General features: G+C 67.8%; 13 protein-coding genes and 4 pseudogenes. 8 read left to right on the forward strand and 9 right to left on the reverse strand.

What is annotated here, in order from left to right; translation table 11 throughout:
* Positions 1-53 precede the first annotated feature (53 nt).
* A complete protein-coding gene (locus HUT19_RS00705; protein WP_176178578.1) occupies positions 54-275 on the forward strand; it encodes an MbtH family protein in 222 nt (73 codons plus the stop codon).
* A 273-nt stretch (positions 276-548) separates the two neighbouring features.
* Here the strand turns inward: HUT19_RS00705 and HUT19_RS42540 are convergent.
* A pseudogene (locus HUT19_RS42540) lies at positions 549-656 on the reverse strand (GNAT family N-acetyltransferase); the annotation flags it as partial.
* 228 nt (positions 657-884) lie between these two features.
* On the opposite strand from HUT19_RS42540, the gene HUT19_RS00710 reads away from it, so the two are divergent.
* Positions 885-2,081, forward strand: a complete 1,197-nt coding sequence (locus HUT19_RS00710) for an IS110 family transposase (RefSeq protein ID WP_217712216.1) — start codon at positions 885-887, stop codon at positions 2,079-2,081.
* Between the two features lie 155 nt (positions 2,082-2,236).
* Positions 2,237-2,704 (forward strand): annotated as a pseudogene (locus HUT19_RS00715) (transposase); the annotation flags it as partial.
* Between the two features lie 43 nt (positions 2,705-2,747).
* On the opposite strand, the pseudogene HUT19_RS00720 reads toward HUT19_RS00715, so the two are convergent.
* The 3 genes and pseudogenes from HUT19_RS00720 to HUT19_RS00730 all read right to left on the reverse strand — a co-directional run bounded on the left by HUT19_RS00720 (position 2,748) and on the right by HUT19_RS00730 (position 5,105).
* A pseudogene (locus HUT19_RS00720) lies at positions 2,748-3,941 on the reverse strand (IS3 family transposase).
* A complete protein-coding gene (locus HUT19_RS00725) occupies positions 3,925-4,608 on the reverse strand; it encodes a hypothetical protein (RefSeq protein WP_176178580.1) in 684 nt (227 codons plus the stop codon). Before HUT19_RS00725 ends, HUT19_RS00720 begins: the two are co-directional and overlap by 17 nt.
* Entirely contained in the window at positions 4,605-5,105 is a 501-nt protein-coding gene (locus tag HUT19_RS00730; protein ID WP_176178581.1) for a hypothetical protein, read from the reverse strand. Before HUT19_RS00730 ends, HUT19_RS00725 begins: the two co-directional genes overlap by 4 nt.
* Positions 5,106-5,138: 33 nt before the next feature.
* Here HUT19_RS00730 and HUT19_RS00735 point away from each other — a divergent pair, with 33 nt between their 5' ends.
* The 3 genes and pseudogenes from HUT19_RS00735 to HUT19_RS00745 form a co-directional block, all read left to right on the forward strand.
* Entirely contained in the window at positions 5,139-5,348 is a 210-nt protein-coding gene (locus HUT19_RS00735; RefSeq protein WP_176178582.1) for a hypothetical protein, read from the forward strand.
* 276 nt (positions 5,349-5,624) lie between these two features.
* The gene (locus HUT19_RS00740; protein WP_368661671.1) at positions 5,625-5,852 is read left to right on the forward strand and encodes a zinc-binding dehydrogenase; all 228 of its coding nucleotides are present in this window, start codon (positions 5,625-5,627) and stop codon (positions 5,850-5,852) included.
* Between the two features lie 95 nt (positions 5,853-5,947).
* Positions 5,948-6,196 (forward strand): annotated as a pseudogene (locus tag HUT19_RS00745) (enoyl-CoA hydratase-related protein); the annotation flags it as partial.
* 240 nt (positions 6,197-6,436) lie between these two features.
* On the opposite strand, the gene HUT19_RS00750 reads toward HUT19_RS00745, so the two are convergent.
* From HUT19_RS00750 to HUT19_RS00765, 4 genes are all read right to left on the reverse strand, one after another.
* Positions 6,437-7,363, reverse strand: a complete 927-nt coding sequence (locus tag HUT19_RS00750; protein ID WP_176178584.1) for an SDR family oxidoreductase — start codon at positions 7,361-7,363, stop codon at positions 6,437-6,439.
* A 176-nt stretch (positions 7,364-7,539) separates the two neighbouring features.
* A complete protein-coding gene (locus HUT19_RS00755; protein WP_176178585.1) occupies positions 7,540-8,187 on the reverse strand; it encodes a TetR-like C-terminal domain-containing protein in 648 nt (215 codons plus the stop codon).
* Positions 8,184-9,350, reverse strand: a complete 1,167-nt coding sequence (locus HUT19_RS44145) for a sulfite exporter TauE/SafE family protein (RefSeq protein ID WP_176178586.1) — start codon at positions 9,348-9,350, stop codon at positions 8,184-8,186. The genes HUT19_RS00755 and HUT19_RS44145 overlap by 4 nt, the downstream gene beginning before the upstream one ends.
* Positions 9,351-9,428: 78 nt before the next feature.
* Positions 9,429-10,591, reverse strand: a protein-coding gene (locus tag HUT19_RS00765; RefSeq protein ID WP_176178587.1) for an IS3 family transposase whose coding sequence is annotated in 2 segments (ribosomal slippage) — positions 9,429-10,304 and positions 10,307-10,591 — 1,161 coding nt in all. Because the reading frame shifts where the segments join, the coding sequence is not laid out codon by codon here.
* 43 nt (positions 10,592-10,634) lie between these two features.
* On the opposite strand from HUT19_RS00765, the gene HUT19_RS00770 reads away from it, so the two are divergent.
* Positions 10,635-10,976: a hypothetical protein gene (locus HUT19_RS00770; protein WP_176178588.1), complete on the forward strand. Its 342-nt coding sequence runs from the start codon at positions 10,635-10,637 to the stop codon at positions 10,974-10,976.
* Positions 10,977-10,986: 10 nt separating this feature from the next.
* Here the strand turns inward: HUT19_RS00770 and HUT19_RS00775 are convergent, their stop codons facing one another.
* Entirely contained in the window at positions 10,987-11,622 is a 636-nt protein-coding gene (locus tag HUT19_RS00775) for a helix-turn-helix domain-containing protein (RefSeq protein WP_176178589.1), read from the reverse strand.
* Between the two features lie 126 nt (positions 11,623-11,748).
* Between HUT19_RS00775 and HUT19_RS00780 the strand changes: the two genes are divergently transcribed.
* On the forward strand, positions 11,749-13,137 hold the full coding sequence (locus HUT19_RS00780) for an MFS transporter (protein ID WP_176178590.1): 1,389 nt from the start codon (positions 11,749-11,751) through the stop codon (positions 13,135-13,137).
* Positions 13,138-13,140 lie beyond the last annotated feature (3 nt).

A 13,140-nucleotide genomic window follows, 5' to 3' on the forward strand; every position in this document is an offset into this window, starting at 1 on the left:
CATCGGCCGGGGTCGGCCACCCTGACACGTCCACCGTTGAGTGACAGATAGGAATGAATGATGACGAACTTCCTTTTGAGGACCAGGACGCCAACTACCTCGTTCTGAAGAACGAGGAGGGTCAGTTCTCGCTCTGGCCCACCTTCGTCGACGTGCCGGACGGGTGGGAGCTGGCCTTCGGAGAGGCGGCGCGTCAGGCATGCCTCGACTTCATCGAGAAGACCTGGACCGACATGCGCCCCAAGAGCCTGACAGATGCCATGAACGCCGGCTGAGCAGGATCGGGGACTGGAGCGGCGGCTGATGCCCCGTTCCAGTCCGCCGGCAGGTCTACGAGTCGAAGGCATGCCGATGTAGAGTGAAGGGCGCCCCGGTCTGAGCGGGCTGCCACCTGTGCATGGTCTGCACCCCGCGCAGCACCATCCACATCTTCCACGCCGGCCAATGATGAGGATCCGCGTTTTTGGCTCTGGCCGCAGTTCCGTGAAAGCACAGGTCAGCGACAGGAAGACAACATCCGTCGCCTGGGTGTCCGTACCGTCGCGTCACGCGTATCCCTGGCCCCAGAACTGTGAGCCGATCCGCCAGCTGATCGCCACGGCGGGCATCACCTCCGGCAGGAACTCGGGCACGGACAGTCCCGTGAAGCCGATCAGTGCGTGTCCTACGTTTCAGGGGCGGGCTCGGGCCGGTCATTCGTAGGATCGGTGGGCCCGGGGCTCCGGGTATGGCTCAGTGCGTGTCGCCGTCGGATGGCTTCAGAAACTTGGCCGCCCGGAGCCCGCGACGACTCGACCGCTGATTGGGATACGCGACTCCATCGCTTCGTAGGACAGTGCCGGCGAGGTCGTCTGCAGGGTGAACGTGACGACGAGCTGGCGGAGGTGACCGTGCCCGAGATCTGGGCCGGGTTAGACATCGGCAAGGAACATCACCACTGCGTGGTGATCGACGAGAAGGGCGAGCGACTCCTCTCCCGGCGGGTCCTCAACGACGAATCCCAGCTCCTGGAGCTGATCATCGCTGTCCTGTCCCTCTCCGAGGACGTGCTCTGGGCAGTCGACATTAACCGCGGCGGCGCCGCCTTGGTCATCGGTCTGCTGCTCGACCACGGCCAGCCGATGGTCTATCTGCCGGGCCTGGCCGTGCACCACGCCTCCGCCGCCTACCGGGGCCAGGGCAAGACCGACGCGAAGGACGCACACGTCATCGCCGACCAGGCCCGGATGCGCCGCGACCTCGGCATCCTGCGGCCCGGTGACGAGGTGGCCGTTGACTTGCGGCTCCTCATCGCCCGCCGCACCGATCTGGTCTGCGACCGCACCCGGCAGATCAACCGGCTCCGGGCCCAGCTGCTGGAGATCTTCCCCGCACTCGAACGCGCCCTGACCTTGACCAACCATGGGCCGGTCATGCTGCTGACCGGCTATCAGGCTCCGGCGGCGATCCGCCGCACCGGCGCCAAGCGCATCGAGACCTGGTTGAAGAATCGCAAGGTCAGAGGCGCCGCCGAACTGGCCCGGACAGCGGTCGAAGCGGCCCAGGCCCAGCACACCGCCCTGCCCGGTGAGAAGGTGGCCGGGAGCCTCGTGGCCCGCCTGGCGAAGGGGGTGATTGCCCTCAACACGGAGATCGCCGAAGTCGACGCCCTCATCGAGGCCCGGTTTCACCAGCACCAGCACGCAGAGGTGATCAACAACCTGCCCGGCATGGGGCCCCGGCTCGGTGCTGAGTTCATCGCCGCCACCGGCGGTGACCTGGCGCCCTTCGGCACCGCCGACCGCCTGGCCACCTTCGCCGGCCTGGCACCTGTTCCACGCGACTCCGGCCGCGTCAACGGCAACATGCGTCGACCCAGCCGTTTCCACCGTGGGCTCCTGAGAGCCTTCTACCTCTCCTCACTGGCCAGCCTCAGGGTCTGTCCGGCCTCGCGGACGTACTACGAACGCAAGCGCAAGGAAGGCAAGAACCACCAGCAGGCCCTGCTGTCCCTCGCCCGCCGACGAGTCAACGTCCTATGGGCCATGATCCGCGACGGAACGTGCTACCAAGAGGCACCTGCGGCTGTCGCAGCGGCTTGACAACGGCATTGGGAAGTCTCTAAACCCCCAACTAGCCTCGCCGTTTCGCTTGGGTACGGCTGGCTTTGGGGCGGAAACGCGAAAGTGCCTTCCTGACCTGGGACGATGAACCTTGCTGAGGGGTTCTGTTGGTCCAGGCGGAGGGCACTTTCTACGTGCAGGGTATCGGGTTGCGTCCCAGGGTCCATGTCAGTGCCGATGGTTCGGGGGTGGTGGGGCATGCCGGGGCACGGTTGCTGGCGGATCTCGCCGAGGCCACCGGGCTGACCGCCGCGTACTCCGCCGCTCTCAGGTCGCTTCGGCCGCGTGGGACCGGGCATGATCCGGGCCGGGTCGCCACCGACCTGGCGGTGATGCTCGCCGACGGTGGTGAGGCGATCGCGGATCTGGCCGTGCTGCGGGACCAGGCAGGGGTGGTCGGCCCGGTCGCCTCCACACCCACCGCTTGGCGGTTGCTCGCCGACACCGACGAGGCTGCACTCGCTTCGCTGCGAGCCGCCCGCGCCTCAGCCCGGGAAGTCGCCTGGATGCAGGCCGCCGAGACCGGCGAGGGCATACCTGCTGCCCGGGCCGGCGGACGAGAACTTTCCGGCCTGGTTCTGGACCTCGACGCCACGCTGGTCACCTTGAGCTGCCCCGAATTCCGTAGAGTCCGGTGATCTTGTTTCAGGCGGACTGCGGGGTGGCTTCCTGTTGTCGCCACCAGTCGCGTTCGTACTCGGCGGGCGGTACATAGCCGAGGGCGGAGTGGAGCCGTTCCTCGTTGTACCACGTGACCCACTGGAAGATCGCCCGCTCGACCTGGTCCACGTCCCTCCAAGGGCCCTGCATCTCGATCAGCTCGGCCTTGAAGGTGCCGTTCAGGGCCTCGGCCATCGCGTTGTCATAGCTGTCCGCGACCGAGCCGACCGAGGCCGAAGCCCCGATATCGGCGAGTCGATCGGTATACCGAATTGATACGTATTGCGACCCGCGGTCGCTGTGATGAATGAGACCGGAGTCCTTCTTGATCCTCCGTCTCCACAACGCCATTTCCAGGGCGTCCAGGGGCAGTTCTGTCCGTATGTGGTGCGCGACCTGCCAGCCGACGATCATCCGCGAGTACACGTCCAGGACGAACGCCACGTACGCCCAGCCCGACCAGGTACGTACATACCTCATGTCCGCCACCCACAGCTGATCCGGGCGCGAGGCGGTGAAGTTGCGGTCGACCAGGTCCGGCGGGGCGGGGTGCCGACGGCTCCGGCACGGTGGTCCGCCGCCGCTGCCCACGGATCACACCCTCCAGACCCAGCTCGCCCATCAGCCGCTCGACAGTGCAGCGGGCTACGACGACGCCCCTGCGTCGCAGCGCGCGGGTGATGCGCCGGGCCCCATAGGTGCCGCCCGAGTCGGCGTGAACCTGCTGGATCAGTGGCATGAACTGCTCGTCACGGAGCCGGCGCGCGGACTTCGGCCGCTTCTTGCGAGCGTAGTAGGCGGACTCGGACCAGCCGAGCACCCGGCATACGGGCCCGACCCCGAAGCCGTCCTCTTCCAGACTGTCGATCACCTGGTCGGCTTCGTCCGGGGACGGTCGAGCTCCTGGGCAAAAAGCGCACTCGCTGCTTTGAGGATCTCGTTCGCGCGCCTCAACTCCGCTATTTCTTTGCGAAGTTGCCTCAACTCCTCGTGCTCCGCCGTGGTCAGCCGGTCGTCGCGTTCTCCGGCATCCGCCTCAGCTTGGCGGACCCCGCCACGCAGGGCCTCCTTGTGGATGCCCAGGTCCTTCGCGACATGGGCGATCGGCCGGCCGGTGGAGCGGACCTCGCGGACCGCGCGCTCACGGAGCTCGTCGGGGTATTTACACGGTGCTGGCATGGTGCTGGTGGTTCTCCTTCGCCAGGACCGTAACCCTGGCATCAGGGACTCCACAAATCTCGGTACAGCTCAAGTAGTTGGAGTGGAAGCGGACCTGTGTGGCGGCTTCGCCGCCTCCTTGCACCAGTTCGGAGCGGACCTTGATCTCGGTCTCGCCGAACTTCATGAAGGTGCGTACTCCGCGCTCTTTCCGGTCGAAGCGCATGACCGGGCCGAGGTCGATGGTGACCTCTGCCAATCGATCGCAGCCGTCGTCGGTGACGTATCGGGGCTCGGTGTTCCGGGTGGCGAAGACGCCGAACGCGATCTCCTTCTGGTCGTCGAACAAGGGCAAGATCACGTGGCAGACCTCGGCGTCCGTCGGCACTGACTGTCCGGCTGTGGCGAAGACGTTGAACCGGTCCACGCACCTATCCCCGTCCGCTGTGCTCACCCGGGACGATTCAGGGTCGATGCCCTCTTCAAAGCGCATGGCGGTGTCGATGCCGTAGGTGAACCGGCTGCGGCGGGCGCGGGTCTGAGGGTCGTAGCAGAAGTGGACGGCACCGGCCAGGACAGCGATGTCGGGGTTCGGCGGCACAACGATGGTGGCCCGGGTCGCGAAGCGTTCCTTGATGGCCTGCTGGGAGTACGGCGAGTTGCTGAAGCCGCCAGCAAGGACGATCACATTGGGGACGTCGGGTTGGGGACGTCGGGGTCGCTCTGAGCGGATTCCATCTCGTTCAGCTGCGCCTCGACGAGGTCGAGAGTGCCCGGGACGACGGTGTCGAAGAGCGCGTGCAGCTGGGCAGGGGCGAGGACGATGGCGTCATCGACCTTGTTCTGGCGGCGGGCCAGCCGGCGTCGGCCCGCTGCCCCCATCCTCCGGTCGATCCCGGTGGGGATGAGGAGGTTGACGTTATCCTCCTGGTCGAGCCTCACCGCGACCTTGGCGCGTTCCCACTGGTCGATCATGTGCAGCAGGGCATCGGGGCACGCCTCGCGGATGTCTGCCATGACGTCCTTGCCGAAGGCGTCGAGGAGGTATTCGCTCTCGACGCGGCGGTTGAGGAAGTCCGAGCCGAGGCGGTCGCCCAGGGACCGCCCGATCTCGATCATCTTGCCGTCCTGGTCGTTCTGGTAGGCGGTGATGTCGACCGTTCCGCCCCCGCTGTCAACGACCATGAAGCGAGCACCCGGGGCCATCACCACCCGCCCGTGCCCGAACTCCTCGCCGGACTACTGACCGAGCACCTGGGCCAGCTCCACACCCCTCAGACCCTCCGCCTCATCCGGGCCCGCCTTCTGCGCGTCCCACTGGAAGAGCCGGAACACGCGTTACTGATGCAGCAGGCAACAGCCGCGAACCTCTCCATGGAGGACTACGCACGCGGCCTCATCCGAACGGTCCTCCACGGTCACAGCTGACGTCCTGTGCGCCTGGTGGAGACCACCATGCAGGTCCCCGGCCAGGAGGAGGAGCCGGGCCATTCGCGGCGTGTCGAAGAGCCGAGTGTCTTGTGGATCAGGCACTTTGGGTGAACCAAATGCCGCAAGCACGTACAAATTCACGTAGGGGCGTCCCCGTGAAGACATCGAATCCGAAAGACGCAATGCGGGTTGAAGCAGCAGCTGGCCATGCGGACCAGCCAAGCGGAGTCTTCGTGACTCTTGAATCGCTAACTTTCCCGACTTCAGCGGTACTTGTGTCATTCCAGACATGAGCCGGGTCCACAGCTGTCAGCGAGGGAAGTTCGAGTCGAGGGATCGACCATGGGCACCCGCCAGGAACTCCTCGACCTCCTCACCTTCGTGACAAACGCCGGCATCGTCCCGGAGATCGGTCTTGAGGCACCGATGGCAGACGCGAAGGAGGCTTTCCGGGCAATGGAACACGGCAAGACGGCCGGGAAGATCGCTCTTACCCGGTGAGCAGGTGAACACGCCACGCGCGGCGCGTCACCGTCGCACCGCACCCCCAACTCCCGCCATGGTCACGGCGAATACGAGAGAGCGGACATAAGGATATGAACCATTACGAGACGATCGAAACCATCACCCCCGACGGCACAGTTGGGTTTATCCGACTGAATCGCCCGAAGGCACTCAACGCTCTCAGCCTGACGGTCATGCGCGAACTCACCCACGCGATCGGGGCGATCGTGATCACCGGTTCGGAACGCGCCTTCGCCGCCGGGGCGGATATCTCCGAGATGGCAGCGCTCGACTACCCGGACGTGGTCCAGGCGGATCTGCTCGCCGGCTGGGAGGCCCTCGCCCGCGGCCCGCCGCCCTCACCGTCAGCCCACTCGACATCACCAAACCCAGATCCATCGCCACACCCGGCTCCGCGTATTTGCGGGAGCGGGGGCGTGTCCCGGCTTCCGCACGCCCGGGTGGTGCCTCTCGTCCGCCCCGCCGTCCTTGTACGTTGCGGCGGTCGAGCGGTACCCACCGGCGGGCCGGGTTGGAACTGTTCAGGTGCCCGCCTTTGGTCGGGCGGGCACCTGGCCGGGTCAGCGGGGGTTGTTGAAAGTGTCCGCGTGGGCGCGGCTCCAGTCCTCGAAGGAGGTGGGGGTGATGCCCCACTGTCGGTAGAGGCTGCTGGGGGCGGGTGCCGCGTAGCCGACCTGGGCGGCCCATTCCTGGGAGTGGGCGACGCCGGTGACGACGCCGTCCTTGAGGGCCTGCTCCAGTGGGAGGTGGCTGTAGGTGACGGTGGTGCCGGTCGCCCTGCCGATGGCGTCGGCGATGGCGTCCATGGTGATCTCGTCGCCGTTGAGTTCGATGACGTGGCGGTGGAAGCGGTCGGGCTGGGCGATGGCCGCGACTGCGTAGCGGGCGACATCGACCACGGAAACGAGCTGCTGGGGCTGGTCGGGTGCGTAGGTGGAGTCGATGCGGCCTTCGGTGAGCCAGGGGAACATCCGGATGCTCTTGGGCGGGAGGAAGTTCTCCATGAGCAGCACCGGCCGCAGGACGGTCCAGCGGTTCAGGGAGGAGTTGCGCAGGCGGGCTTCCAGGTGGAGGCGGGCGACGGCGTAGGCGTCGTAGGTGTGGCCGGTGCCGTAGTCGCCGGCCAGCAGGTGGCGTTCCAGGGCGGCGACGCTGGTCTGGAGGAACAGGCTCACGTCGGCGCGTTCGGCGGCCTCGATGAGCTTGGCACCGAGGGTGAACTTGAGGATCTCGTCGCCGATGGGGCCGACGGGGACGGCGAAGACGACGTCGGCGCCGGAGACGGCGTCGGCGACGAAGGAGTCGTCGGCGAGGTCGCCCTGCCGGTACTCGACGCCGAGCCTTGTGAGGTAGGCGGCGCGGGGGGAGTCGGGGGCGACGGCGTCGACCGCGCGGACGGCGTGGCCGGCGGCGCGCAGGTGGCGGGTGGCGGCGACTCCCTGGTCGCCTGCCGCGCCGGTGACCAGAACGGTGACGGTGGTGGTCATGCGATTCTCCTCGGGTGCTGGTGCGTGTGAGGCGCGGTTTCCGACCCCACAACTAGAGACTGTATAGTATCGAGTCTTCCGGGTATCGAGTTGTGAGGGTGAGGACCGGCACACCGGGAGGGGGAAATGCGCGGCGCCCCGGCCACAGGCCGGGGCGCCGCGGTGCAGGGTGTGAGTCAGGCGCCGGGACCCGCGAGGAGAGGCAGGAGCACCTGGTCGACCAGACGGGCGACTCCGTCGGCGTCGAGAGGAGCGCCGAAGAGGGAATCGTGAACCAGCATCAGGGCGATGGCGGAGGCGATCTCCAGACGGTCGGCGGCGAGCAGGTGCTCGACGCGCTCGAGGGACAGCTCCCCGCGGGCCTGGGCACGGTGCAGGCAGGCCGCGATGCCGGAGCGCTGGGCGGCGACGTAGCGCTCACGGAGCGTTGCGGCGATCTGCGGGTGGGCGGGGGCGGTGGCCGCGAGTACGGTGGCGAAGCGGCGGCCCCGGGGTTCTCCACAGGCGGTGGTCCCGATCAGGGTGGCGACCAAATCCTCGCGCAAGGTGGCCGCGCTCTCTCCGGCGTCGGGCTGACCTTGCAGCAGCAGCGTTTCCAGGGCGTCGGCGACCAGGTCTTCGCGCGAGGCCCAGCGGCGGTAGACGGTGGCCTTGGCGACGCCGGCGCGTGCGGCGACGGCGGCCATGGTCAGGTCGGCGTAGCCGTGTTCGGCGAGCAGGTCGAGGACGGCTTCGATGATGCTCGCGTCGCGCGCGGTGTCGCGGGCGGGTCCGTAGGAGGCACCGGGGCGCTGGCGGCCGGGTGTACTGTTCGTCCTGCTCATACCCAAGACCGTACTGTATCGGGTTTCCTGTGCTCCGAGGTCCGGTGCCGGGCGCATGAGCGAGGCCCCGGCACGCCTGGGCGACCTCGTGGCGCGACGGCGCCTGCACCTGGCGGGGACGACGCGTAAACGGCCGTTGCAGTACCAAGGACGACGGGCCCCAGGCAGCTTGAGGAGTCGAGGACATCCAGCGTGTGGAGGATGGCACCGTAGGTGAGAACGTTGGCGCGCACGCCGCTGGCGGAGGTCAGAATCCAGCGTTCGACCGGCTCCCCATCAGGGGTGTGTCCGCAGGGAGTGCACTGCACAGTGGGTTGGGGCATAGTGACCGTCCTCGATGACGGTAGTTGTTCGTAGCTGCGAGGAACAAATCGATCCCCGGCCGGCGGGCATGGTCGTGCTGCGCCGCCGCAGCTGCAAGGGCGGGTGTGAAATGGGGCCCTGCTGGCGGGACCCCCGTACGACAACACTCGGATGCGATGGCACCCTGACCGGTCGCGTCGGCTATATCGCCACTCATCGTTCGGGTTGGCGTCACACCAGCGCCAGGACGCCACGGACCACGCGGCGGCGACACCACCGGCCAGGGCGATCACCACGATCAGCCTGCGTCCCGTGTCGGGTGCGATCCGTCTGTCCAACCACTCCCCCGCCACCGCGCCGATCACGAGTGCCATGCCGCTGCATGCCCAGCCGAACCAGACACCGACGGGAGGCCTTTGGAGACGAGGGACGCCACGTTCACCATGAGCAGGTAAGCTGCGGGTCGGGATGAGCGCGCGGCGCGTCCACTGCTCCGACAGTGCGTACACCGACACCATGGGCCCGCCGACGCCCGCGGTGACGCTCATGAATCCCGACAGCGCTCCGGCAGCGATCGCGCCCGTTGTCCCCCGCAACAGCCTGCGCTGTCCGGCGAGCGCGGCGGCGCTGACCGCGAGGACCACCATGGTGCCGACGAGGATGGGCAGTGGTCCCTCGGGCGCTGCGCGGACCACGAGCGCGCCGAGCGGAATGACGGCGACAGCGGGAAGCGCCAGGGTCAGCACGCTTCGCCAGTCCGTGTCGCGCCAGGTCCGCGCCAGCACCACCGAGCACAGCAGCAGCGACACCGCGTTGGACATGCTCACGTCGACGACCGGGCCGGCGGCCGCGACCAGCAAGGGACCGCCGAAACCAGGCCGAACCCCAAGCCGGTCGAGCGCTGTGGGGTCTGATGCAGGTTCGGGTGACAGGTTCGGTCACGCGGCCTGGAGGGCCGGTGTGGTCATGACGGTCTCGAATTCGACGGGTGTCAACCGGCCGAGTGCGACTTGTCTGCGACGCCGGTGGTAGGTCCTCTCGATCCAGGACACGATCGCGATCCGCAGTTCTTCACGGGTGGACCAGGTCCGGCGGTCGAGGGCGTTCTTCTGCAGCAAGCTGAAGAAGGACTCCATGGCCGCGTTGTCGCCGGCCGCCCCGGCTCTCCCTATCGATCCGGCCATCCGGTGGTGGTCGAGGGCTCGGACGAACTTCCGGGACCGGAACTGCGATCCGCGATCGCTGTGCAGGATGCACCCGGCGACGTGTTCACGCCGGGCCACGGCGTTGTCCAGGGCGGCTACGGCGAGGCGGGACTTCATCCGCGCATCGATGGAGTTGCCCACGATCCTGTTGCTGAAGACGTCCTTGATCGCGCAGAGGTACAGCTTGCCTTGGCCGGTGGCGTGTTCGGTGATGTCGGCGAGCCACAGCCGGTTCGGGCCGGTCGCGGTGAAGTTGCGGCTCACGAGATCGTCGTGCACCGGCGGACCGGCCTGCTTGCCCCGGCCACGCTTCTTCCCGAAGACACTCCACCAGCGGTTGTCCCGGCAGATCCGCCACGCGGTGCGCTCGGCCATGCCGGCCCCGGCACCACGGGCTTCATCGGCCAGGAGCCGGTAGCCGAACTCCGGGTCGTCGCGGTGGGCGTCGAACAGCGCGTTCGCCCGATATGCCTCCTCCAGCACGGCGTCGGCAACCGGCTTGCCCAGCCAGCGGTAGTAGGGCTGTCTGGCGAGCTTGAGCACCCGGCACGTCACCGTGACGGGCACCCCGTCCACGGCCAGCTCTTTCACGAGCGGGTAGATCCTTTTCCCGGCAGATGCTCCTGCGACAGATAGGCCGCAGCCCGGCGCAGGACCTCGTTCTCCTGCTCCAGCAGCTTGATCCGCCGACGTGCTTCCCGCAGCTCCGCGCTCTCCTGGCTGGTCACCCCGGGCTTGGTCCCGTCGTCGACATCCGCCCGGCGCAACCACTTCCACAACGGCATCGGGTGGACCCCGAAGTCGGTGGCCACCTGCTCCACCGTCACACCCGGGCCGCGGTTCCTCGCGACCCGCACGACGTCCTGGCGGAACTCTTCCGGATAAGGCTTGGGCACAGCGACATCCTTTCCACCCGCCCGACAAGGCAAGCCTGTTCAGATGTCACCCGATCGTGCATCAGACCCCTTGCTCGCCAGTTCACTTCCCAACGCAGTCGCTGCCTCCGGCGGCGAGACAGCTGGCGCCGCGCTCCCCGCAGGGTGCTGGGCAGGCTACTTCTGCGCAGGCCAGAACAACGACCCTGTGCCGAACAACTACGGTTGCGGATGGCACGATGTCAACCTGCGGGGAGAAGGTTGGTGGGTCAACGACCTCAAGCAGGGCACCAAGCGGGTAAAGATGTATGACTTCAACTGGAACCCGATCTATACGACCCCAGTGGCTCCGTACAGCGACTGGACGGCTGACTGGGACGACGTCTACCACCTCTACGCCTGCTAGTTGTTGCGGGTCATGACGTTGTTGACGGTGGGTTTGGGGCGGTCGGCGGGGCGGGATCCGTTGTGGACGGTCTGGCGCGGACGATGGCTTGGTCTCCCCGTGGACCGAACAGGTGCAGGATCTCCACGGTGCTCGTGTCCGCGGGGCCGAACCAGTGGGGCTCGGTGGTGTCGAACTCGGCTACTTCGCCGGGCCGCAGCGTGAAGTCCTGCGCGCCGAGGATGAGGCGTAGCCGACCGGCGAGGACATAGAGCCATTCGTAGCCCTCGTGGGTGACCAGTTCCGGCTGGCGGGGGGCCAGTACCTGCTTGAAGACCTGCACTCGGCCCGGGTACTGCGTCAGGGGTACGAGGACGCTGCCGCGCTCCTTGTGCAGGGGCCGGAGGTGCACCCGAGGGTCACCGCTGGCGGGCGCCGCCACCAGTTGGTCGAGTGCGACGTGGTGGGCCCGTGCCAGCGGGATGAGCAGGTCCAGAGTCGGGCGCCGTTTGCCCGATTCCACTCGGGACAGTGTGCTGACCGAGATCCCGGTCGTGGCCGCGAGTGCCTCGAGCGTGAGTCCCCGTTCCCGGCGCAGCATGCGTAGCCGGGGCCCGATGCCATCGAGAATCTGTTCCAGCTCCGCATCCCTGGCTCCTGTGTTCATGGATTCATTTTTGCAGTGTTCGCAAAATTGATGGGCTGCGGCTGTCGTGTGGGCTGAGCCTTGCCGGGCACTGTTCCCGGACATCAGAGGTAGACCGTGACCGCGACGACACACCCTGTTCCACCCATGCTGAGTGCACGTAGACGCTGGACGGTACTGGCCGTCTGCTGCCTGAGCATGTTCCTGGTGGGCCTGGACACCACCATCGTCAATGTGGGTCTGCCTGCCATCGGGCGCGGCCTGGATGTCGACACGCGCGGTCTCGAATGGATCGTGGACGCCTACACCCTCGTCCTGGCCAGTCTCCTGATCTCCTCCGGCGCACTGGCGGATCGCTTCGGACGCCGCCGGGTGTTCCAGTGCGGGCTGGCCGCGTTCGGCGCGGCCTCGCTGGTCTGCGCGCTCGCCCCGTCGGCGGGCGTACTCATCGCGGCCCGCGCCCTGCAGGGCATCGGTGCCTCGATGCTCAGCCCCGTGGCGCTCGCGATCGTGGTGAACGCGATGCCGGACCCGAAGGAACGGGCGCAGGCGATCGGCATCTGGGCGTCAGTGTTCGGGCTGAGCATGGCCGCTGGTCCCGTCACGGGCGGTGCGCTGCTCGCGGGGCTCGGCTGGCGGGCGCTGTTCTGGATCAACGCACCGGTCATCGCGGCCGCTCTGCTGCTCAGTGCGGTGTTCGTGCCGGAGTCCCGGGCACCGCGGGCCCGGCGCCTCGACCTGCCCGGCCAGGTCCTGCTGACCGTGGTCCTCGCGGTCGTGGTCGGCGTCCTGATCGAAGGGCCTCGCATCGGCTGGACGTCGCCTGCGGCGCTGGCGGGATACGCAGGGGCTGCTGTGGCGACAGCCGGATTCGTGTGGGTCGAGTCCCGCCGACGTGAGCCGCTGATGGATCCGCGGATCTTCAGGAGCCCGGTCTTCAGCGGTGCCGTCGTGGGCGCGGTGGCGGTCTTCGTCGCTCTGACCATGACACTGCTGCTGAACACCCTCTACCTGCAGCACACCCGCGAATGGACGCCGCTGGCCGCCGGAGTGGCGACCTTGCCCCTGGCCGTCGGAGCGACCGTCTGCGCCCCCTGGTCCGGCCGCATGGTCGGCCGCAAGGGACCGCCGCTGCCGCTGCTCCTTGCCGGCGGTTTCATCACGGCCGGCGGGCTCTGCCTGGTCCGGCTCACTCCACACACGAGCGTGCTCCTGCTTCTGGCCGCATACTCGCTCATCGGCGTCGGGTTCGGCTTCGCCAACGCCCCGATCACCAACACCGCGGTCAATGGACTGCCACCCGCCCGTGCCGGCGTGGCCGGGGCGATCACCTCCACCGCACGGCAACTCGGCTCCGCGCTCGGCATCGCTCTCGCCGGCGGCCTGGCCACGGCCACCAGCCCGACGGGGCTCGCACACGCGTCCCGCCCGGGCTGGATCCTGGTCGCCACCTGTGGCGTGCTGCTCTTCCTCGTCGCCCACGTATCACGGCCGAAGGAGGCCACCACGGGCCCCGCCTCCCCACAAGCGCGGTGAGCC

The sequence above is a fragment of the Streptomyces sp. NA02950 genome, from assembly GCF_013364155.1.
GTDB lineage: Bacteria > Actinomycetota > Actinomycetes > Streptomycetales > Streptomycetaceae > Streptomyces.